Raw genomic sequence first — 18,087 nt, forward strand, 5'->3', positions numbered from 1 at the left:
GGGCTTGCCAGGCAAAATTAGTGACTGTTGATAGTAGTAGATAATGTGTCTTTCCCGGAAATCGCGCGGCACAATCGGATCATCTTTACGGGCGGGTAGCTGTATGCGTTTCGCGCGCGTAGCCGTCAGATCACAGTCCCGCTCGTTGTGACATTCGGATGTCCGTATCCACAGTGTCTCTGACCACAGAAAATCCTGCAGCGTAGTCTTTATTTACTACGGCTGGCCGCCGCTAAGCCAGCGCTCGTCGGCGTAATTTTGGATACCGCTGACAATATTGGCCGGGGTAATCATTTCGATCAGGCATGGGTTGTTACGCACCAGCGAAGCGTAATTTTTATAAAACAGAGCGGCAACCAGCAAAACGAGCAGCACCGCCGCCAGGGCCGACGAGGTGCGAAAGGCAAGATTCATCCACCAGGGGTGGCTGGTGCCAATTTTCACCTGACAAATCAGCAACGCAGCAACAAGGCCAGGCAAAGAAAACCAGAGGAAGCTGCGCAGATTAAACAGCGCGGTCGCGTCTTCCAGATCGTTTTCCAGCATGTTCTGGATAACCGCGCTGTCGATCACCGGGCCAAAACTGAACATAAAATAGTTAGCAATCGCGCTGGCGACTACCAGCAGGATTAATAACGGCTTTCTTATCCACGGCAGCGCCGTCAGGCTGAAAACAAACAGAAAGGCGCTGAATAACACCAACGGTAGCGTGGCGGCGAAAATATAATCCTTCAGCGAAACGTAAGGAAGCATTTCCCAGGCGTGGAGAAGGAAAACGGCATTAAGCGCAAACGTAAAAAAGAGGGCGGCATAAAAATTAAAAGCAATTTCATTACAGCGTAAAGCGTGCATTTTCATAACACATTGTCAACAATAAGCGGAAGTATGAGCATAGCGCCGTTACCGTTTTGAAACTTTAACCGACACTCAACGATCTAAAGAGACTACCATTAATCGCATCCTTTACCTGTTAAGGAGTCACGTTGGCGGAACAACTTGAGTTCTTCCCGGTTCCCAGTCCGTGCCGGGGCGTTTGCCAGAGCGACGATCGCGGCTACTGCCGTGGCTGTATGCGCAGCCGCGATGAGCGTTTCAACTGGATGAAGTTCAGCGATGCGCAAAAGCGTGAGGTGCTGCGGCTTTGTCGTCTGCGCTTTCAGCGCTTGCAGCGCGCGGCTAAAAACGTGGAGCCGGATGAGCCCGAGCAGCCTTCGCTATTCTAGCCAGGATGCCTGCGTGATGATGCCAGCGCGGCAGGCTATTGCCGTAGCTGTGAAAGCGAGCAGTAGAGCCGCCACGTAATGCCTGCCAGCTCGGTTTCACCCGGCGTGGCCTTCGCCGACAGCGTGGCAATACTTTCTTGAAGTTCTGCCAGCGTTGCGGCAAGCGCCTCAGGCTGAACCCCTCTGGCGCTGATAATCCGGTGCAGGTTTGCCAGCGTCGCCTCGCGCACGGCCAGCAGCGCGGGCGAATCACTTTGCCAGTCGCGCAACTGCCAGACGATATGCGAGCAGTTGAGCAAGACGACTCCCCAGCGCAGCAGCCAGAGACGCGCCGTTTCATCCCGACTGTTGTTAAGCTGGTTAACGCGATGGTAAATAAGCGATTCAAATCGACTTTCACTCAGCTGCGGCCGACGGCTTAGCTGATCCAGAAACTCACTTCGCAGCGCGCGGATATGCCGTCGGCCGCGTCGTTTATCGGAGCTGGGCCGCAGGATCAAAAAGGCCAGCCAGGCCAGCAGCACGCCGCAAACCTTGGCGATGTTATCGTTAAGAAAGCTTTGATAATCGTAAGCCGGCGGGTTGGTCACCGCCAGGAAAGAGCCGCCAAAGACAATCAGCTGGCCCCAGAGCGCGGCGCGCTTTTTCTGCTGGACTTTAAACAGCTGTAGCGTGACCAGCAGCGGAAACAGCAGCAGTAAAAACTGCCACAGCACGCTGACCTGTACCATCAGGCCAAATTTAATAAGAAAGCTGAATACCGAAAGCAACAGCAGCGTCTTTAACAGCAGCGAGACGCTGCTAACGGGCGAAGGGACGGAAGAGTAAAGCACGCAGCTGATAGCGGCGAGCGTCAGCGCGGCGGCACCGGAATCCCACTGTGTGGCGATGGTAAAAGCGCAGCCCAGCACAATCACCGCAAAAGTCCGCAGCGCACTCCAGCTGGCTTCGGCGCTGTCGCTGCGACGGGCCAGCGCGGGAACGGCAGGGGGCGACAGGCGAGTCTCCGCGTCGGCCTGCTCGAACAGCCGCAGCCAGCGGCTGATATTCAGATAGAGCCAGCAAAAATAGCGCAGCCGGTGCCAGAAAGCATGATAGCGATAGTCGTCGGGATCGGAAGGTGCCGCGCTGGCCAGCAGCCGGGCCAGACGGTATTTATCGCTGTCGTCACGCGCAAGCTCGGCCAGCAGCTGTTGCAGAACGGTAAATAATGACTCTGGTGCTTCTGGCCAGTTAAGTAGCATTCGGCGCAGGCTGGAGATAACGCTGGTTAAGCGCAGCTGCTGATGCAGAACATAGTTCAGCACGTTATTCTGGCGGCGAAAGCGGTAATGACTCCAGAAAGCCTGAATACGCAGCAGGTTTAGCGTCAGTATTTGCCCAATCACATTTTCATGCGCGCTGCGTACGTTGTCAGAAGTTTCGCGTTGCAGCAGCAGGCTGGCGTGATCCAACAGGCGCGCGTGCATCTCTTTAAGCGAACGAATCAGCGCGTCCCCGTCCGAGGTGCTGGGCAGGATCATCATCATCAGCCCACCGCAGAAAATGCCCGTGATAACTTCGCAAACGCGTGCCTGGGTGATGTCCCAAAGATCGCTAATCTCCGTGACGTTGACCGTACTAAAAACGATAATCGCCGCCGTATAGCCCGCCAGCGAAAAAGCGTAGGCGACGTTATTTTGATAATGGTTCTGGATCCAGGTGCAAAAGGCCAGCCAGGCGGCGATAGTCAGCGCAAATAGCCAGGGTTCGTTGAGCGTATGGCCCGCAATCAGCAAGGCTGCACCCGCGCCCAGCAGGCTGCCCGCAATTCTGCCCAGGCTTTTACTGATAACGCCGCCGACGGTAGGAAAGCTGACCACGGCGGCAGAGGTCATTGCCCAGTACGGCTCATCCAGATCCAGCGCGTAGGCGATACTTAAGGCCAGGCACATGGCGATAGCGTTGCGCAACGCATAGCGCCACTGCCCGCTCGTCGCCTTTATCCAGGGCAGCTCCTGCCAGGCAAGCCATTGAAAATTCATGGCTGGATGGAAAGGGTACAGGTTGTTCCCGCGACCAGCTGCAGGCCTTGCGGCACTGCGGTCAGACGGATACGTACCGGCACGCGTTGTGCCAGCCGCACCCAGGGAACGTTGGGCTTGATGTCGGGAATTAACGAGCTGTCGCTTTCCACGCTCTGGTCATAGATGGCCCGGCCAATACTTTCCACTTCTCCCTGCAGCACGCGGTTATCGCTGTAAAGACGCACGGAGGCATGATAACCAGGACGAATGTGCCGCAGCTTGGTTTCTTCAAAGTATCCCATTACGTAAAACGAGTGGCTGTCGACCAGCGCAAAGACCGGCGTACCGCTGGTGGCGTAGTTGCCAGGCCGTATCACCAGGTTACTGATCCAGCCATCGGCTGGCGCAAATACCTGCGTTTGGGTAAGGTTCCATTTTGCCTGTTCCAGCCCGGCCTGCGCCGCTTTGGCCGCGGCCACCATTGAACGGGTATTCAGTTCTGCCGCGTCAAGATCCTCTGCGGAGATAACGTTGCGCGGCAAACTCTCTCTGCGGCGCGACTCATGCTGCGCTTTCAGCAGATCGGCCTGCGCTTTTGCCAGCTGCGCCTCGGCGTTCAGGACGGCGATACGGTAAGGCTCGGCGTCCAGCGTCATCAGCTTGCTGCCCTTAGTGACAAACTGGTTATCTTTTACCAGCAGCTGTTCGATGCGGCCGGAAACCTGCGGCGTAATATTCACCAGCTCGGCACGCACTTTACCATCGCGCGTCCAGGGCGACTGCATATAGTAGTTCCACAGCCACCAGCCCGCGCACAGCGCTGCGGCAAAAAAGATCAGGGTAGAAAAGTATTTCAGAGAGCTAAGTTTCATACGAGTGCCATAAGCAGCCACAGCGAAGCGCTGACGCAGAGAATAAACAGAGAGAGATCGAGCAGGGTGGGATGCCAGACTTCGCCGGAATAGATCCAGCCGCGCAGCAGCGGATGAAGCAACAGCCAGCAGAAAAAGCCCAGCAAAACAGCCTTAAACAGCGGTGGAAAATAGAGCGAAGCGCCAAAGACCAGGTCGGTCAGCGGGGATAAAGCAGCCGAAAATGCGTTGTTCACGAAAAGCACTCCTTGTTACCTTTGTCACAGCATAGCAGCCAGTTGGTATTACGCTTAAGGAGAATGGGATTTGTAATCTCTCCCATAAACTCGCAGAATAGCCTGGAATGAGGCGTGATAGCTAGCAAGCTAATTATAAGGAGAAGAAATTGGATACCCCACTAGGAACGGACCTTGCAAGACTGGTGCGCATCTGGCGCTCGCTGATTGACCAGCGCCTTAAGCCGCTGGAGCTGACGCAGACTCACTGGGTTACGCTGCACAACATCCATCAACTGCCGCCGGAGCAGTCGCAAATTCAGCTGGCAAAAGCCATTGGCATTGAACAGCCATCGCTGGTACGCACGCTGGATCAGCTGGAAGAGAAAGGGCTGATTACCCGCACCACCTGCGCCAGCGATCGCCGCGCTAAACGCATCAAGCTTACGGAAGAAGCCGCTCCGGTCATCAATGAAGTTGAACACGTTATTGACGCCACGCGGGATGATATTCTGGCAGGGATCTCGCAGAGCGAAATTGAAAAGCTGGTGACGCTTATCGCTCGGCTGGAAAAGAATATTCTGGAGTTACAGGGCAGGGATGAGTAGAAGAACCGGCCGCAGCCGGTTCTTCTGTGCCTAGCGTGGTGAAACGGTAACCTGGCTGCCGTTGGAAGCCATCGCTACGCGCTGTCCCACAGCGAAACGGCTGGCCGCCTGTTTCTGGACGACCATGATGGTGTTGCCGTCATCCTTACGGATTTCCAGCTCGACGCCCTGGGTTTTGTTCATTGCGCCCTGCACACCCTGGCCCGCTACGCCACCCGCCACCGCGCCTGCCGCCGTTGCCAGGCCACGTCCTGCGCCGCCGCCAATGGTATTACCCAAAAAGCCGCCAAGTACGGCACCGCCAATCGCGCCAATCACGTTGCTGTCATCGCCGCCCTGAATTTGTACAGGACGCACAGCCACCAGCGTACCATAAGTCACATTCTGTACCTGCTTCGCTTCAGAGGCGCTATAAACATCGCCCGATAGCGTGCTGTTGTTGGCACAGCCTGCTAAAGTCACACCGGTCAGTGCCACGATCATCATGCGCTTTAACATCATCAAACTCCTTTCTTTTCTGTGTGCTGCAGTCAATTGCGCAGCGATCAATAACCCGATTATAAGATACAGGCAATGCCTGTCGTCTGATTGCGGCAAAAAGTTGCTATAAGAATAGCGCAGCCCAACTAAATCTGGAATAAATCCACGGCTGAAGAGCCGGATATAAATTCTTTCATCATGTAAAATTGCAAAGTTAATCATGGCATTGCCACACCGTTTTTGCGACGCTGTAGCGAGGTTTACTCTTCCCATAGCGGATAAGGCATATTGATGAGATCGGGACGCTATATCGGGGTAATGTCCGGCACCAGTCTGGACGGCGTGGACGTGGTGCTGGCCGCTATCGACCAGCAGATAGTGGCGCAGCAGGCGAGCTATTGCCATCCAATGCCCCCGGATTTGCGCCAGGCGATACTGGCGATAAACCAGGGCCAGTCGCTGACGCTTTCGCAGCTAGGCCAGCTGGATACCCGGCTGGGGCGGCTGTTTGCCGAAGCGGTACAAACGCTGGTTCGCCGCGAAGGTCTGGAAAAAGCGGATATCGCCGCCATTGGCTGTCATGGACAAACCGTCTGGCACGAGCCGCTGGGCGACGCGCCGAATACGCTGCAAATCGGCGATAATAACCAGATAGCCGCGCTGACCGGCATCACGGTAGTGGGCGACTTTCGCCGTCGTGATATGGCGCTGGGCGGCCAGGGCGCGCCGCTGGTGCCCGCCTTCCATCAGGCCGTATTGATGCATCCCCATGAAAAGAGGATGGTGCTCAATATTGGCGGCATCGCCAATCTTTCCCTGTTGATCCCGGGCCAGCCGGTGGGCGGTTATGATACCGGGCCGGGCAACATGTTGCTGGACGCGTGGATCTGGCTACAGCAGCAGCAGCCCTACGATAAAAATGGCGAATGGGGCAGTAGCGGCCAGGTCATTCATCCGCTGTTACAGCAAATGCTGGCCGATCCGTGGTTTGCCTTACCGGCACCCAAATCGACCGGCAGAGAGTATTTCAATCTGGCGTGGATCGAAAGGCAGCTGGTGAACTTTCCCGGCCTGCCGCCGCAGGATATCCAGGCCACGCTGGTGGAGCTGACGGCAGCCACTATTGCGCAGCAGGTCATGCTGAACGGCGGCTGCGAACGCCTGCTGGTCTGCGGCGGCGGCGGCAAGAATCCGCTGTTAATGGCAAGGTTAGCCGCACTGCTGGCCGGAACCGAGGTCAGCTTAACTGATGAAATCGGCATTCGCGGTGACGATATGGAGGCGCTGGCGTTTGCCTGGCTGGCTTACCGCACGCTCTCCTACGAAACCGGTAATCTGCCTTCCGTGACCGGCGCGCGTGAAGCTTCCGTACTGGGTGCTATCTTTCCTGCCAACAGTCCGCGCTATCGTTAAGGAGCGAGCATGAAAAAATATTTACCTGTTGTCGGCGCGCTGTTGTTAAGCGGCTGTCTGTTTCATCCTCAGCCGGAGAAGATTAAAACGCTGCACTATAGCTGCGGTACGCTGCCGTTAACGGTGATGCTTGATAACAGCCGCCGGGAAGTTAATCTTATTCTGGATGGCAACCCGCTGACGCTGAAGCAGCAGCCTGCGGCGTCCGGCACGCGTTATGCGGATGACCACTACGTTTTCTGGTCAAAAGGGGACGCCGCCTTTATCGAACGCAACGGTGCCACCATTATTGACGACTGCCGCTTGAGCGGCAGTTAACTCGTTGAAAATGATTGAAAACAGGCGCACAATGCCTTAACCCTGTTAGCGGAAAACCCTCATGAATGACGACAGCCTGCAGCAGATTGCCCATCTGCGCCGTGAATATACCCGTGGCGGCCTGCGCCGCAAAGATCTGCCCGCCAACCCGCTGGCGCTGTTCGAGCACTGGCTTGGCCAGGCCGTAGAAGCGCAGCTGCCGGATGCGACGGCAATGAGCGTGGCGACCGTAGACGAGCAGGGGCAGCCTTATCAGCGCATCGTGTTGCTGAAGCATTTCGACGAGCGCGGCATGGTTTTTTACACCAACCTTGGCAGCCGTAAGGCGCAGCATCTGGAAAACAATCCGCGCATCAGCCTGCTTTTCCCCTGGCATATGCTGGAGCGGCAGGTCATGGTACTGGGCCACGTTGAAAAACTGTCAATGATCGACGTGGTAAAGTATTTTCACAGTCGTCCACGCGAAAGCCAGATTGGTGCCTGGGTATCAAAACAGTCGAGCCGCATCTCCGCGCGTGGCGTACTGGAAGGCAAATTCCTGGAGCTGAAGCAAAAGTTCCAGCAGGGCGAAGTTCCATTGCCGAGCTTCTGGGGCGGGTACCGGATTAAAATCGACTCGATGGAGTTCTGGCAGGGCGGCGAACACCGGCTGCACGATCGCTTTTTCTACCAGCGCGAAGGCGAGGCGTGGAAAATCGACCGCCTGGCACCCTGATTGCGTGAAATAATCCCGTTAAGCGCTGGCACAGAGTGCGCCAGCGCTTTATTCTATACCCCTTTTTTTCATCCGCTAGCCAGCGGATAGCTGTGTACCAGCAAAGGTGCAGACTTTTTTTACACGGAGTCACAGATGGGCAGCAGTAACCTGATTAAACAATTGCAAGAGCGTGGCCTGGTCGCCCAGGTAACGGATGAGGAAGCGTTAGCAGAGCGGCTGGCGCAAGGGCCAATTGCTCTCTATTGCGGCTTCGATCCCACTGCCGACAGCTTGCACTTGGGCCATCTGGTCCCACTTCTCTGCCTGAAGCGCTTTCAGGATGCCGGACACCGTCCGGTGGCGCTGGTTGGCGGCGCTACCGGCCTGATTGGCGACCCCAGCTTTAAAGCGGCCGAACGTAAGCTGAACACCGCCGATACCGTTAACGAGTGGGTGGAAAAGATCCGCGGTCAGGTTGCGCCTTTCCTGAATTTCGACTGCGGCGACAACAGCGCTATCGCGGCGAACAACTACGACTGGTTCGGCGGCATGAACGTGCTGACCTTCCTGCGCGATATTGGCAAGCACTTCTCCGTTAACCAGATGATCAATAAAGAAGCGGTGAAGCAGCGCCTGAACCGTGACGACCAGGGTATCTCCTTTACCGAGTTCTCCTACAACCTGCTGCAGGGCTACGACTTTGCCTGTCTGAACGAACGTTACGGCGTGGCGCTGCAGATTGGTGGTTCCGACCAGTGGGGCAACATCACTTCCGGTATCGATTTGACCCGTCGTCTGCACCAGAACCAGGTCTTTGGCCTGACCGTACCGCTGATCACCAAGTCTGACGGCACCAAGTTCGGTAAAACCGAAGGCGGCGCGGTGTGGCTGGACGCGAAGAAAACCAGCCCGTACAAGTTCTACCAGTTCTGGATCAATACGGCGGACGCCGACGTTTACCGCTTCCTGAAGTTCTTCACCTTTATGAGCATTGAAGAGATCAACGCGCTGGAAGAAGAAGACAAAAACAGCGGTAAAGCGCCGCGTGCGCAGTACGTGCTGGCGGAACAGGTGACCAGACTGGTGCATGGTGAAGAGGGCCTGACCGCAGCGCAGCGCATCACCAAAAGCCTGTTCTCCGGCAGCCTGGCAGAGATGACGGAAGCGGACTTTGAGCAGCTGGCGCAGGACGGCATGCCGTTTATCGAGCTGGAGCAGGGCCAGGATCTGCAGCAGGCGATGGTGGATGGCGATCTGGCACCGTCTCGCGGCCAGGCGCGCAAGCTGATTGAGTCTAAAGCGGTCAGCATCAACGGCGACGTCCAGCTGGCGGCAGATTACGCATTCGCAGCACAGGACCGCCTGTTTGACCGTTTTACGCTGCTGCGTCGCGGTAAAAAGAACTACTCTCTGATCGTCTGGAAATAATTCCTGCGGCGAATAATATATGAAGGCTGGCCGGACGCGATGTTGTCCGGCCATCGGCGATGATATCGCGTCGGACAGCATTGCTCTGTGCCTGCGAAGGTGTTCACCACTCCTCTTTTCCTGGCAAGGTTATCATGAAAAATATTCTCTCCGTTCAGTCGCATACCGTTTTCGGCCATGCCGGCAACAGCGCGTCGGAATTTCCGATGCGCCGCCTGGGCGCAAACCTTTGGCCGCTGAATACCGTCCAGTTTTCTAACCATACTCAGTACGGTCACTGGACCGGCATGGTGATGCCGGCCAGCCATCTGACCGATATCGTCAGCGGCATTGCGGCTATCGACCGCCTGAAAACCTGCGATGCGGTGCTGAGCGGCTATCTTGGCTCGGCAGAGCAGGGCGAACAGATCCTGGAAATCGTCCGCCAGGTAAAACAGGCTAATCCGAACGCCTGGTATTTTTGCGATCCGGTGATGGGCCATCCGGAAAAAGGCTGCATCGTCGCGCCAGGGGTAGCGGAGTTTCACGCGCGCAGCGCGCTGCCAGCCAGCGATATCATTGCGCCAAACCTGCTGGAGCTGGAGCTGCTTAGCGGCCACGAGGTCAGCAGCGTCGAGCAGGCTATCGCTACCGCACGCGAGCTCATTGCTAAAGGGCCAAAGATTGTGCTGGTGAAACACCTGGCGCGGGCGGGGCAGCGCAGCGATCGTTTTGAAATGCTGCTGGTGACGGCAGAGGAAGCCTGGCATATCAGTCGTCCGCTGGTGGACTTTGGCGTGCGCCAGCCGGTTGGCGTGGGGGATTTGACCAGCGGGCTGCTGCTGGTTAATTTGCTGCACGGTAAATCGTTGAAGGACGCGCTGGAGCATATTACTGCGGCGGTTTATGAAGTGATGCTGACCACGCACCAGATGGGCGAATATGAACTGCAGCTGGTGGCGGCCCAGGACGCCATAGCCAATCCGCAGCAGCATTTTGATGCGGTAAAGCTGTAAATATTGACCGGGCTTGCGCCCGGTCAGTTGACTATTTGTCGTTGCCAAAGCCCTGCTTCAGCAGCGCGGGTAAGACTTCCGGGAAATAGACGTGCTGGTAATAACCGGCAACGCTGTTGCTCCAGTCTTCCCCGTCCGTACGGCCAGTCGCCTGCCAGTGCTGCGTCAGCTCCTGATTGTAATCCGCAATATTCTGCTGCAATCCTTCCGTACGGTACTCTTCATCGTGGCGGAAAGTGGCCAGCGGCAGACGCGGTTTCTGATGCGCTGGCACATCAACATAGCCCAACGCCAGACCCACAACCGGGAAAGTCAGCTCCGGCAGCTTCAGCAGGGAAATCATTGCCTGCGGATCGCGACGAATACCGCCGATAGGCACGATGCCCAGACCTTCCGCACGCGCGGCGGTCATCACTGCGCCAAGCGCAATCCCAATATCCGTTGCGCCAGAAACCACGCTTTCGATGCTTTGCTGGGCGATCTGCTCTTTATCAATTGCGGCCATAGCCTGCTGGCTTTTATGCATATCCAGTACAAAAGTGATAAATAACGGCGCTTTGGCAATCCACGGCTGACCGCCCGCAATAGCGGAGATTTTGCCGCGCGCTTCGGCACCGCGCGTTACTACCAGCGATACCTGCTGCGAGTTGACCGACGTCGGTGCGCGGTAAGCGGCCATCACCAGACGATCGATAATGGCGTCGTCAACAGGCTTCTCGGTAAAGCTGCGTTCGCTTTTATGGGCGGTAAGGATATCAATAACAGAACTCATAGAACCTCCGGTTGTCAGCCCATGAGTATAAATTATTGTTATCCGCTGGTTTAACACCTTATGCGCTGGGTGTTTTAGCTTAGTCCTTCTGACTCAAGCGCTTCGGCTACGTGCGGCCGTGCGGCCGCTCGCTGAAACCACGCCTCCAGCGACGTTAGCCCCGACAGCTCCAGTTTAATCAGCTTCGCCCAGCGCATTACGGTAAACAGATAGGCATCGGCCACGGTAAAGTGCAGGCCCGACAGCCATTGCTTATCCGCCAGCTCGTGGTCAACCCAGCGAAAATTTTCCTCCAGCTGCTGGCGCAGCGTTGCCTTATAAGCGTCCGGCGTGGCCTCTTTAAACAGAGGCGAAAAGCTTTTATGCAGCTCCGCCGAAATAAAGTTGAGCCATGCCAGCGTTTGATAGCGCGCCAGCGTGCCCGTCGGTGCAAGGAGCTGCCGGTCGGGTTTCAGGTCGGCCAGATACTGCACGATAGCGACGCCTTCGGTCAGCACCGTGCCGTCATCGAACTGTAACGCGGGCACCTTACCTTTTGGATTAATTTCACGGTAGTTCTCCTGCTGCTCGGTAACGCCCGCAGCGGTATCAACTTTAATCAGCGTAAAATCCAGACCGGTTTCCAGCATGACAATATGCGGGGAAAGCGAACAGGCGCCGGGCTTATAAAACAGTTTCATGGCTTACTCCCTGAGTTTGCGGCGAAAGATGTTTTTAGCTTAGTGCCGCCTGCTTAAAAAGTCAGCGCTGCCGCGTACGCAATATTCTTAATTCGCCTGAATTTTGTTTTTACGCGGTTTATTTGTCTGCAAACAGCCGAGCTCTGGCAGCCTGGCGAGAGCCAGATCCCAAAAAGCACGAACCCTGGCCGGCATATATTTTACGTTTTGCCTCACCAGCTGCACCGGAACGGCCGTGGAACGATAATCCGGCAAGATTTCGCACAGCGATCCCGTCTGAAGATCGTCATAAACCTGATAGGAAAGCAGTCGCGCAATGCCTTTGCCTGCGCGTGCGGCGAGCAGCTGTGTTTCCACTTCGTTAACTATCAGCCGGGGAGTAAGGCGTACGCGTTCCTGCACGCCAGCGGAAGAAAAACGCCACTCTTTACCGGCAGCCTGCGAAATGCTGGCTATCAGAGAGTGATGGGCCAGGGCCGCCGGTGACCCGGGCGTTCCCATGCGGGTAAGGTAGTCAGGACTGGCGACCAGCAGGCGCTGTACGCTTCCTACGGAGACGGCCACTAGCGAAGAATCCCGCAGCTGGCCGATGCGTAATGCCATATCCAGCCCTTGTTCAATCAGATCCTGATAGCCATCGTTAAGCTGAAGTTCGATCTGAATATCCGGATAGTGCTCCATAAAAGCCAGCAGCAGTGGGGCAACATGCCGGCGGCCAAACTGGACCGGGGCGGTCAGGCGAAGCTGGCCGCTGAGCTGATTATCGGTGACGGCATTTAGCGCCTGCTGGTATTCATCCAGCAGCTTTTTTGCCCGCTCAAACAGCGTCATACCGGCGGGCGTTGGCGCAAGGCGGCGCGTGGTTCGCTCAATTAACAGGCTGCCAAAGCGTTTTTCCAGCGCGGCCAGCGTGCGCGTCACTGCGGCAGGTGAACGCCGGAGCGTCCGTGCGGCCGCCGCCAGGCTTCCGTGCTGCACCACGGCAACAAAGACCGCCAGCTCATCAAGCTTATCCATCACTGTTCCACTTAGCGAAATTATGAATTGCTATTTTTGCCCGTATACGCCGTTTTCAGCAAGAGTATGCTGAAAAGAAACGCAAGGAGAAAGGCATGAACACACTAACGCTTTACGGTACTGAACTTTCCGGGCACGTCCATCGGGTCCGGCTGCTGCTGGCGATGCTGAATCTCACGGCGGAATGGCGGGAAGCCGGCGCTGAAGTCAGAAAAAGCGACGAATTTCTGGCGCTAAATCCGTATGGACAGATCCCGGTGCTGGTCGACGGCGAACAGGTTATCAGCGACAGCAATGCGATACTGATCTGGCTGACCAAACGCTATGCGCCCGACAGCCAGTGGTTACCAAAGGAGCTGTATCTGGAAGTGCAGGTGCATCAATGGCTGGCGAAAGCCGCAGGCGAGATCCGCTATGGCGTGGCCTCGGCGCGCTTGATAAAGCAGTTTGGCGTGGCGGAAAACTACGATTCGGCCCTCGCAACGGCGCAAAAATTCCTGCCGCAGATGGAAGCGCATTTGCAGGGCAAAACCTGGCTGGTAGGCGATAAGGCGACGCTTGCCGATCTGGCCTGCTATGCCTATGTCGCCTGCGCGCCGGAGGGCGGTATTGCGCTGGACTATCCGGCAATCCGCCAGTGGCTTGGCCAGGTTGAATCACTGGCTGGCTTTATTGCGCTGCCCGCGTTGCCGCATCCACAGGGAGAATAACAATGTTTCATTCCGGTGAACTTATGGCGCAGCGGCTGGCGGGCTTTAGCACGGACAGCGCCGCCATCTATAAAACAATGCCGCAACAGCACCGTCTCTTTTATGCCGGATTGAAGCAGTTCTTTTTTAGCGTTGCCGATGCTGACGGCTATCCCGTCGCGGCGCTGCTACAGGGCGCGCCGGGATTTGTGCAGGCCATCGATGACGGCCATTTGCGCATAGCCACGGCCTCGCTGCATAACGCTCTTTATCTGCCGCCGCTCAGGCCAGGCATGCGGGCAGGGGGATTAGGGCTGGATTTCTCTAACCGACGGCGCAATCGGGTAAACGGCGTTATCGCAGGCGTGACGGCAGAGTTTGTTACGCTTGCCATAGAGGAGAGCTTCGGCAACTGCGCCAACTATATCCAGCGGCGAAGCATAGCGGAAAGCGATCCGCAGCGGCTGGTGGAACTGGAATATCTCTCTGCTCTGGATGCCGATGCGCGTTACCTGATTGCCGCTGCGGATACCTGTTTTATTGCCAGTCGCGTACAGCGAGAACAGGCGGGCGGCGCAGATATTTCACATCGCGGCGGGCTGCCGGGATTTATTGAGCTTAAAAACGGCAGGCTGCAGATGGTTGACTATGCGGGCAATCGCTATATGAACACGCTGGGAAATTTACTGCTGGAACCACGCTGCGCTTTGCTGATTATGGATTTTCACCAGGGAAACGCGCTGCATATCCAGGGGAAAGCGGAGATTAACTGGCAGAATACAAACGAAGGCGAGCGCTGTTTGTTGATTGAGCCGGAAAGGATTTTACGTATTCGCCAGCTGTTGCCCGCCGTGGGGCTGGAGGTGGAGTTTGCCGCCTCTACGCTGGCTATCAGGAAATGATTATGTGCCGCACAAAGAGACCATTTTTTGCTCCTTGCGAAAAGCACCTCGGCCCCGATTTTAAGGGTGACATAGTCGTCACCCTTATTAGTCCCTGTTAGTTTGGGGCCTGGCTATTAACCCTGCGTCATTCGGTTGAGTTTTGGCGCGGTCAGCATCATCAGCACGGCAATCACACCGGTCACGACACCGATTTGCAGGAAGACATCACCATAAACGTGCAGCGACTGTAGCGGGTCGGTAATGTTTTCCGGTACGGCCATCATGTTCGCCACTTTCCCGGCTACCATCGCGGCACCTGCCGTGGTCAGGAACCAGGATCCCATAATAAAGCCCATCAGGCGCTGCGGCACCAGCTGCGCCACCATCGCCAGACCCAGGCCGGAGATCATCAGCTCGCCCACGCTTTGCAGCGCATAGCTCAGGATCAGCCAGCTAACGGAGACGATCCCCAGCTCGTTGGCAAATTTAGCGCCCAGCGGCAGCACCAGAAACGCCACCGAGCAGAGCACCATCCCCACCGCAAACTTGTGCGGCATCGGCAGGCGGTCGCCCATTTTGTTATAGATTGCCGCCAGCAGCGGGCTAAAAATCATAATCCAGAACGGATTCAGCGCCTGGTACTGTTCCGGCTGGAAGGCCAGCCCCAGGATGCTGTGCTCGACGTTGCGGATAGCAAAGAAGTTCAGCGAGGTGGGCATCTGCATGTACAGCACGAAGAAGACGATAGCTTCCACCATCAGCAGAAACGCGACAATCATTTTACGCCGCGCCGCGCCCTGTAAAGCGAAGGTCTCTTTAGCGAACAGCAGAACGATGCCTACAGCCACTGCGGCCAGCACCAGGCGCGCGATATCCTGGTGATGCAGCATCCAGGTTGCCACCACGACCAGCACGGCGACGCCAGCAAGGGTCGCCAGCAGTTTGCCCAGATGCAGCGGCTGAAAGTCAGGTTTAGAGCCGTGATCTTTCACCCATTTACGGCACAGCATAAAGTTAACCAGGGTAATCAGCATGCCGACGAAGGAGAGCGAGAAAGCGACGTTCCAGCCGTAATGCGCAGCCAGCCACGGCGTTGCCAGCATAGAGAAAAACGAACCGATATTAATCGCCATGTAGTACATGGTGAAGGCACCATCCAGACGCGGATCGTCCTTGGCATAACAGGTCGAAAGCAGAGAAGAGGGGTTAGCCTTAAACAGGCCGTTACCCACGGCGATGGTCGCCATGCCGATATAAACCAGGCTGACATCATGGCCCGACCACGCCACCAGCGCATAGCCCAGCGCCAGCACCAGCGTACCGAGCACGATCACGCGCTTGGTGCCCAGCACCTTATCGCCCAGCCAGCCGCCAACGGCAATCAGGCCGTATACCAGCGCGCTAAAGGAAGCGAACAGCGTAATAGACTGCTCTTCCGACATGCCCAGCATTTTGACGAGATACACCGCCATAATGCCTTGCAGGCCGTAATAACCGAACCGTTCCCAGAGTTCGATAGAAAAAATAAGATAAAAAGATCGCGGTTGTTTAAACGCGTTGATACTGCCTGTATCGGGTTGTTTGTTTGCAGTTGACACTGATACCTCTGGAGTCAATTTCCTGATTCGACTAAAAAAATAAGTCATCGTCGAACAGGACGGGCATTAGCCGCATAGTTATAAATTTGGAAAATTGGCGGTTAATTTCGCCCATTGTTTGCTGCCAGGCAAGCGTTTTTTCAAATAACGTCAGGGGCCGTTTTACAAGTGTTTACTCATGGATATAGGTATGTTTTCAATATTAAATATTGTTGTAACGCATTTGTTTATTATATAAGGCTGCTATTCGCATAAAATTTATTCGCGCGATGAAGCTAATCACCAGGGCCTTTTTTCAGGAATAATGTTTTGCAGAAGCAAAGATAAGCAAAATTAAACGCCGCTTATGCGTAAATCGCTAAGGAAAATGGTTTTTTATAAGGTACTGATGCGCTGGTTGGGCCAGTCTGCGTAAAATAGCTGATTTTACAGGCTGAACGGCAGATATTAATTTCCAAAAAATAACTTCTCCTTCCTGCGATCTTCAGGCGTTTTGTTACGGATAAAATACAAAAAGGTCGTTCGATTCGCGCGGGCGTACGCTGTGTAAAGATTCCTCCTGACGCTAAAGCGCATCTTCCTCGCGCCGATAATCTCACTTACCTCAATAATTGCGCAGAGAAACAATGTTAACAGTCAATAATAACGATACTGCTCTTAAAACAGGTAACGCTCGCTCGGCAAATACCTCTTTGCTGGCGCAATCTATTGAAAGACTTTCATCAGGGTTACGTATCAATGGAGCCAGCGACGATGCGGCGGGCATGTCGATTGCTAACCGTATGCAGGCAAATATCAATGCGGACAGCGCCGTTACGCGCGGCCTGAACGATGCCATCAGCTATGCGCAAACGGCAGAAAGCGCGCTGGGCAATATCAGCGATATGCTGATCAAGGCAAAAAGCCTGGCGGTACGCGCAGCCAACGGCACCATGTCTGTTTCTGACCGGCAAAGCCTGGATACGGAATATCAGCAGTTAATGAATGGCATCAACGGCATTGCCAGCGGCACAGAGATTTTCGGGCAGTTCCCGCTGGCGACCAGCACGCCCGAACAGACGCCCACGCTGCTAGGCAATGTATCGCCCATAGGAACTAAATTTCCGGTGGCCGGGCAGGATTACTCGTTTACCTCCGGGATTGTGTCGCTTGCCTATATTCCGGCAGGCGCGACCAATATCACTATCACCATTGACTCCTTTAGCATGGATGACGATCTTCAGCTCTTCACCCGTGACGGCAAGCATCTGGCCGGCACGCCGGTGGACGGCAGCGATGCGGACTATACATGGATAAGTAAAGGCGTAACCAATGACGCCACGGCAACCAGTAAAGTACTGACGACCAGTAATGGCTTTGCCAGCGGTGCCAGCTACGACAGCACGGATCTTAATGAAGGAGGATCGTCGTGGGCGCTGACCGGTAGCGAGACCAGCAGCTATAACGGCATGAGTATTACCTATAGCGGCGATGGCGATCGTTATGAGGATGCGACTACCGGTGCGGAAAACGACGGCACGCTGACCAGCAATTCACAGGAGCGGATTAATATCGACAACGTCAGTGAAGATCTGATCGTGGTCGTGGTTGGTAACGGGTCGTTCAGCGGCAATCTGACCTGGGGATCGCTGCCAACGCCAACCGAAACGCCAGCCGTACCGCCAAAACAGAGCCAGCCGCTACAGGTAATCACCAGCGCCAATTATGGTCAGCCGGTGCAGTCGGACACACTGGGGCCAACGCCTTCTGATACAAAGACGCTGGGTCTGGACAACACCAGCCTGCTGACCGCGAGCGCTATCCGTACCTCTATGACTGCGCTGGATGCGGCGCTGAATAAAGTCAGCGGCTACCGCTCCGACTACGGCGCAAAAATGAATCGCTATGAGTCAAATAAATCAGTGCTGTCACAGCAGAGCATAGCCACTCAGGCGGCGCAGAGCCGGATTCAGGATGCCGATTACGCGCAGGAAGCCAGCCAGCTGGCCAGGGCGCAAATCAAAGATCAGGGCCAGAATGCAGTAATGAAAATGGCTAACCAGTCAGCCCAGGATGTCTTAACCCTGCTGCGCGACTGATTGACTGCGCTTCTCTCCGCTAACTTTTATTTAGCGCATTTTTTATCGGGTCGTCCGATCGTTTTAACCCCTCTCCGCCGGAAAGTTTTGCCGACTTTCCGGCGTTTTCTTGTC

19 protein-coding genes are annotated in these 18,087 nt (G+C 55.6%); 10 read left to right on the forward strand and 9 right to left on the reverse strand.

Annotation, left to right across the window (positions count from 1 at the left end; translation table 11 throughout):
- Positions 1 to 216: 216 nt before the first annotated feature.
- Positions 217 to 852, reverse strand: a complete 636-nt coding sequence (locus tag KUE00_RS07910; protein ID WP_246759176.1) for a phosphoethanolamine transferase domain-containing protein — start codon at positions 850 to 852, stop codon at positions 217 to 219.
- A 131-nt stretch (positions 853 to 983) separates the two neighbouring features.
- On the opposite strand from KUE00_RS07910, the gene KUE00_RS07915 reads away from it, so the two are divergent.
- The gene (locus tag KUE00_RS07915; RefSeq protein ID WP_246759177.1) at positions 984 to 1,223 is read left to right on the forward strand and encodes a DUF1289 domain-containing protein; all 240 of its coding nucleotides are present in this window, start codon (positions 984 to 986) and stop codon (positions 1,221 to 1,223) included.
- A gap of 35 nt (positions 1,224 to 1,258) precedes the next feature.
- Here KUE00_RS07915 and KUE00_RS07920 read toward each other — a convergent pair whose 3' ends face one another.
- Genes KUE00_RS07920 through KUE00_RS07930 form a run of 3 tightly spaced genes read right to left on the reverse strand, consistent with a single transcriptional unit; the run spans position 1,259 to position 4,337 of the window.
- On the reverse strand, positions 1,259 to 3,247 hold the full coding sequence (locus KUE00_RS07920) for an FUSC family protein (RefSeq protein WP_246759178.1): 1,989 nt from the start codon (positions 3,245 to 3,247) through the stop codon (positions 1,259 to 1,261).
- Positions 3,244 to 4,101: an efflux RND transporter periplasmic adaptor subunit gene (locus KUE00_RS07925; RefSeq protein ID WP_246759179.1), complete on the reverse strand. Its 858-nt coding sequence runs from the start codon at positions 4,099 to 4,101 to the stop codon at positions 3,244 to 3,246. Before KUE00_RS07925 ends, KUE00_RS07920 begins: the two co-directional genes overlap by 4 nt.
- Positions 4,098 to 4,337 carry a DUF1656 domain-containing protein gene (locus KUE00_RS07930; protein WP_414146849.1) on the reverse strand — a complete coding sequence of 80 codons (240 nt, stop codon included), beginning with the start codon at positions 4,335 to 4,337 and terminating at the stop codon, positions 4,098 to 4,100. Before KUE00_RS07930 ends, KUE00_RS07925 begins: the two co-directional genes overlap by 4 nt.
- A 149-nt stretch (positions 4,338 to 4,486) precedes the next feature.
- Between KUE00_RS07930 and slyA the strand changes: the two genes are divergently transcribed.
- On the forward strand, positions 4,487 to 4,924 hold the full coding sequence (slyA, locus tag KUE00_RS07935) for a transcriptional regulator SlyA (RefSeq protein WP_246759183.1): 438 nt from the start codon (positions 4,487 to 4,489) through the stop codon (positions 4,922 to 4,924).
- Between the two features lie 30 nt (positions 4,925 to 4,954).
- Here the strand turns inward: slyA and slyB are convergent, their stop codons facing one another.
- Positions 4,955 to 5,422: an outer membrane lipoprotein SlyB gene (slyB, locus tag KUE00_RS07940; protein WP_246759304.1), complete on the reverse strand. Its 468-nt coding sequence runs from the start codon at positions 5,420 to 5,422 to the stop codon at positions 4,955 to 4,957.
- Between the two features lie 273 nt (positions 5,423 to 5,695).
- Here slyB and anmK point away from each other — a divergent pair, with 273 nt between their 5' ends.
- The 5 genes from anmK (at position 5,696) to pdxY (ending at position 10,255) form a co-directional block, all read left to right on the forward strand.
- Positions 5,696 to 6,817, forward strand: a complete 1,122-nt coding sequence (gene anmK / locus KUE00_RS07945; RefSeq protein WP_246759184.1) for an anhydro-N-acetylmuramic acid kinase — start codon at positions 5,696 to 5,698, stop codon at positions 6,815 to 6,817.
- Positions 6,818 to 6,826: 9 nt separating this feature from the next.
- Positions 6,827 to 7,135: an MliC family protein gene (locus tag KUE00_RS07950; RefSeq protein ID WP_246759185.1), complete on the forward strand. Its 309-nt coding sequence runs from the start codon at positions 6,827 to 6,829 to the stop codon at positions 7,133 to 7,135.
- Positions 7,136 to 7,196: 61 nt separating this feature from the next.
- Complete coding sequence (gene pdxH, locus KUE00_RS07955) at positions 7,197 to 7,850, forward strand: pyridoxamine 5'-phosphate oxidase (RefSeq protein ID WP_246759186.1); 654 nt, start codon at positions 7,197 to 7,199, stop codon at positions 7,848 to 7,850.
- Between the two features lie 135 nt (positions 7,851 to 7,985).
- On the forward strand, positions 7,986 to 9,260 hold the full coding sequence (gene tyrS / locus KUE00_RS07960; RefSeq protein ID WP_246759187.1) for a tyrosine--tRNA ligase: 1,275 nt from the start codon (positions 7,986 to 7,988) through the stop codon (positions 9,258 to 9,260).
- Between the two features lie 134 nt (positions 9,261 to 9,394).
- Positions 9,395 to 10,255: a pyridoxal kinase PdxY gene (gene pdxY / locus KUE00_RS07965; RefSeq protein ID WP_246759188.1), complete on the forward strand. Its 861-nt coding sequence runs from the start codon at positions 9,395 to 9,397 to the stop codon at positions 10,253 to 10,255.
- Positions 10,256 to 10,286: 31 nt separating this feature from the next.
- Here pdxY and KUE00_RS07970 read toward each other — a convergent pair whose 3' ends face one another.
- The 3 genes from KUE00_RS07970 to KUE00_RS07980 all read right to left on the reverse strand — a co-directional run bounded on the left by KUE00_RS07970 (position 10,287) and on the right by KUE00_RS07980 (position 12,724).
- Positions 10,287 to 11,027, reverse strand: coding sequence for a nitroreductase family protein (locus KUE00_RS07970; protein ID WP_246759190.1), 741 nt, complete (start codon positions 11,025 to 11,027; stop codon positions 10,287 to 10,289).
- Between the two features lie 74 nt (positions 11,028 to 11,101).
- Entirely contained in the window at positions 11,102 to 11,707 is a 606-nt protein-coding gene (gene gstA, locus KUE00_RS07975; RefSeq protein WP_246759192.1) for a glutathione transferase GstA, read from the reverse strand.
- Between the two features lie 87 nt (positions 11,708 to 11,794).
- On the reverse strand, positions 11,795 to 12,724 hold the full coding sequence (locus KUE00_RS07980; RefSeq protein WP_246759193.1) for a LysR family transcriptional regulator: 930 nt from the start codon (positions 12,722 to 12,724) through the stop codon (positions 11,795 to 11,797).
- 95 nt (positions 12,725 to 12,819) lie between these two features.
- Between KUE00_RS07980 and KUE00_RS07985 the strand changes: the two genes are divergently transcribed.
- Entirely contained in the window at positions 12,820 to 13,434 is a 615-nt protein-coding gene (locus KUE00_RS07985; protein WP_246759194.1) for a glutathione S-transferase, read from the forward strand.
- A 2-nt stretch (positions 13,435 to 13,436) separates the two neighbouring features.
- A complete protein-coding gene (locus KUE00_RS07990) occupies positions 13,437 to 14,315 on the forward strand; it encodes a pyridoxamine 5'-phosphate oxidase family protein (RefSeq protein WP_246759195.1) in 879 nt (292 codons plus the stop codon).
- 116 nt (positions 14,316 to 14,431) lie between these two features.
- On the opposite strand, the gene dtpA is transcribed toward KUE00_RS07990, so the two are convergent.
- Entirely contained in the window at positions 14,432 to 15,895 is a 1,464-nt protein-coding gene (gene dtpA / locus KUE00_RS07995) for a dipeptide/tripeptide permease DtpA (RefSeq protein ID WP_246759197.1), read from the reverse strand.
- A 626-nt stretch (positions 15,896 to 16,521) separates the two neighbouring features.
- Between dtpA and KUE00_RS08000 the strand changes: the two genes are divergently transcribed.
- Positions 16,522 to 17,973, forward strand: coding sequence for a flagellin N-terminal helical domain-containing protein (locus tag KUE00_RS08000; RefSeq protein ID WP_246759198.1), 1,452 nt, complete (start codon positions 16,522 to 16,524; stop codon positions 17,971 to 17,973).
- Positions 17,974 to 18,087 lie beyond the last annotated feature (114 nt).

This window comes from Erwinia phyllosphaerae (assembly GCF_019132875.1).
GTDB classification, from domain to species: Bacteria; Pseudomonadota; Gammaproteobacteria; order Enterobacterales; family Enterobacteriaceae; genus Erwinia; species Erwinia phyllosphaerae.

What these genes read in the sequence shown, in the direction of transcription:
- KUE00_RS07910 (WP_246759176.1), bottom strand. Translation starts at nt 852, where the DNA reads ATGCACGCTTTACGCTGTAATGAAATTGCTTTTAATTTTTATGCCGCC.
- KUE00_RS07920 (WP_246759178.1), bottom strand. Translation starts at nt 3,247, where the DNA reads ATGAATTTTCAATGGCTTGCCTGGCAGGAGCTGCCCTGGATAAAGGCG.
- KUE00_RS07925 (WP_246759179.1), bottom strand. Translation starts at nt 4,101, where the DNA reads ATGAAACTTAGCTCTCTGAAATACTTTTCTACCCTGATCTTTTTTGCC.
- slyB (WP_246759304.1), bottom strand. Translation starts at nt 5,422, where the DNA reads ATGTTAAAGCGCATGATGATCGTGGCACTGACCGGTGTGACTTTAGCA.
- anmK (WP_246759184.1), top strand. Translation starts at nt 5,696, where the DNA reads ATGAGATCGGGACGCTATATCGGGGTAATGTCCGGCACCAGTCTGGAC.
- KUE00_RS07950 (WP_246759185.1), top strand. Translation starts at nt 6,827, where the DNA reads ATGAAAAAATATTTACCTGTTGTCGGCGCGCTGTTGTTAAGCGGCTGT.
- pdxH (WP_246759186.1), top strand. Translation starts at nt 7,197, where the DNA reads ATGAATGACGACAGCCTGCAGCAGATTGCCCATCTGCGCCGTGAATAT.
- tyrS (WP_246759187.1), top strand. Translation starts at nt 7,986, where the DNA reads ATGGGCAGCAGTAACCTGATTAAACAATTGCAAGAGCGTGGCCTGGTC.
- pdxY (WP_246759188.1), top strand. Translation starts at nt 9,395, where the DNA reads ATGAAAAATATTCTCTCCGTTCAGTCGCATACCGTTTTCGGCCATGCC.
- KUE00_RS07970 (WP_246759190.1), bottom strand. Translation starts at nt 11,027, where the DNA reads ATGAGTTCTGTTATTGATATCCTTACCGCCCATAAAAGCGAACGCAGC.
- gstA (WP_246759192.1), bottom strand. Translation starts at nt 11,707, where the DNA reads ATGAAACTGTTTTATAAGCCCGGCGCCTGTTCGCTTTCCCCGCATATT.
- KUE00_RS07980 (WP_246759193.1), bottom strand. Translation starts at nt 12,724, where the DNA reads ATGGATAAGCTTGATGAGCTGGCGGTCTTTGTTGCCGTGGTGCAGCAC.
- KUE00_RS07985 (WP_246759194.1), top strand. Translation starts at nt 12,820, where the DNA reads ATGAACACACTAACGCTTTACGGTACTGAACTTTCCGGGCACGTCCAT.
- KUE00_RS07990 (WP_246759195.1), top strand. Translation starts at nt 13,437, where the DNA reads ATGTTTCATTCCGGTGAACTTATGGCGCAGCGGCTGGCGGGCTTTAGC.
- KUE00_RS08000 (WP_246759198.1), top strand. Translation starts at nt 16,522, where the DNA reads ATGTTAACAGTCAATAATAACGATACTGCTCTTAAAACAGGTAACGCT.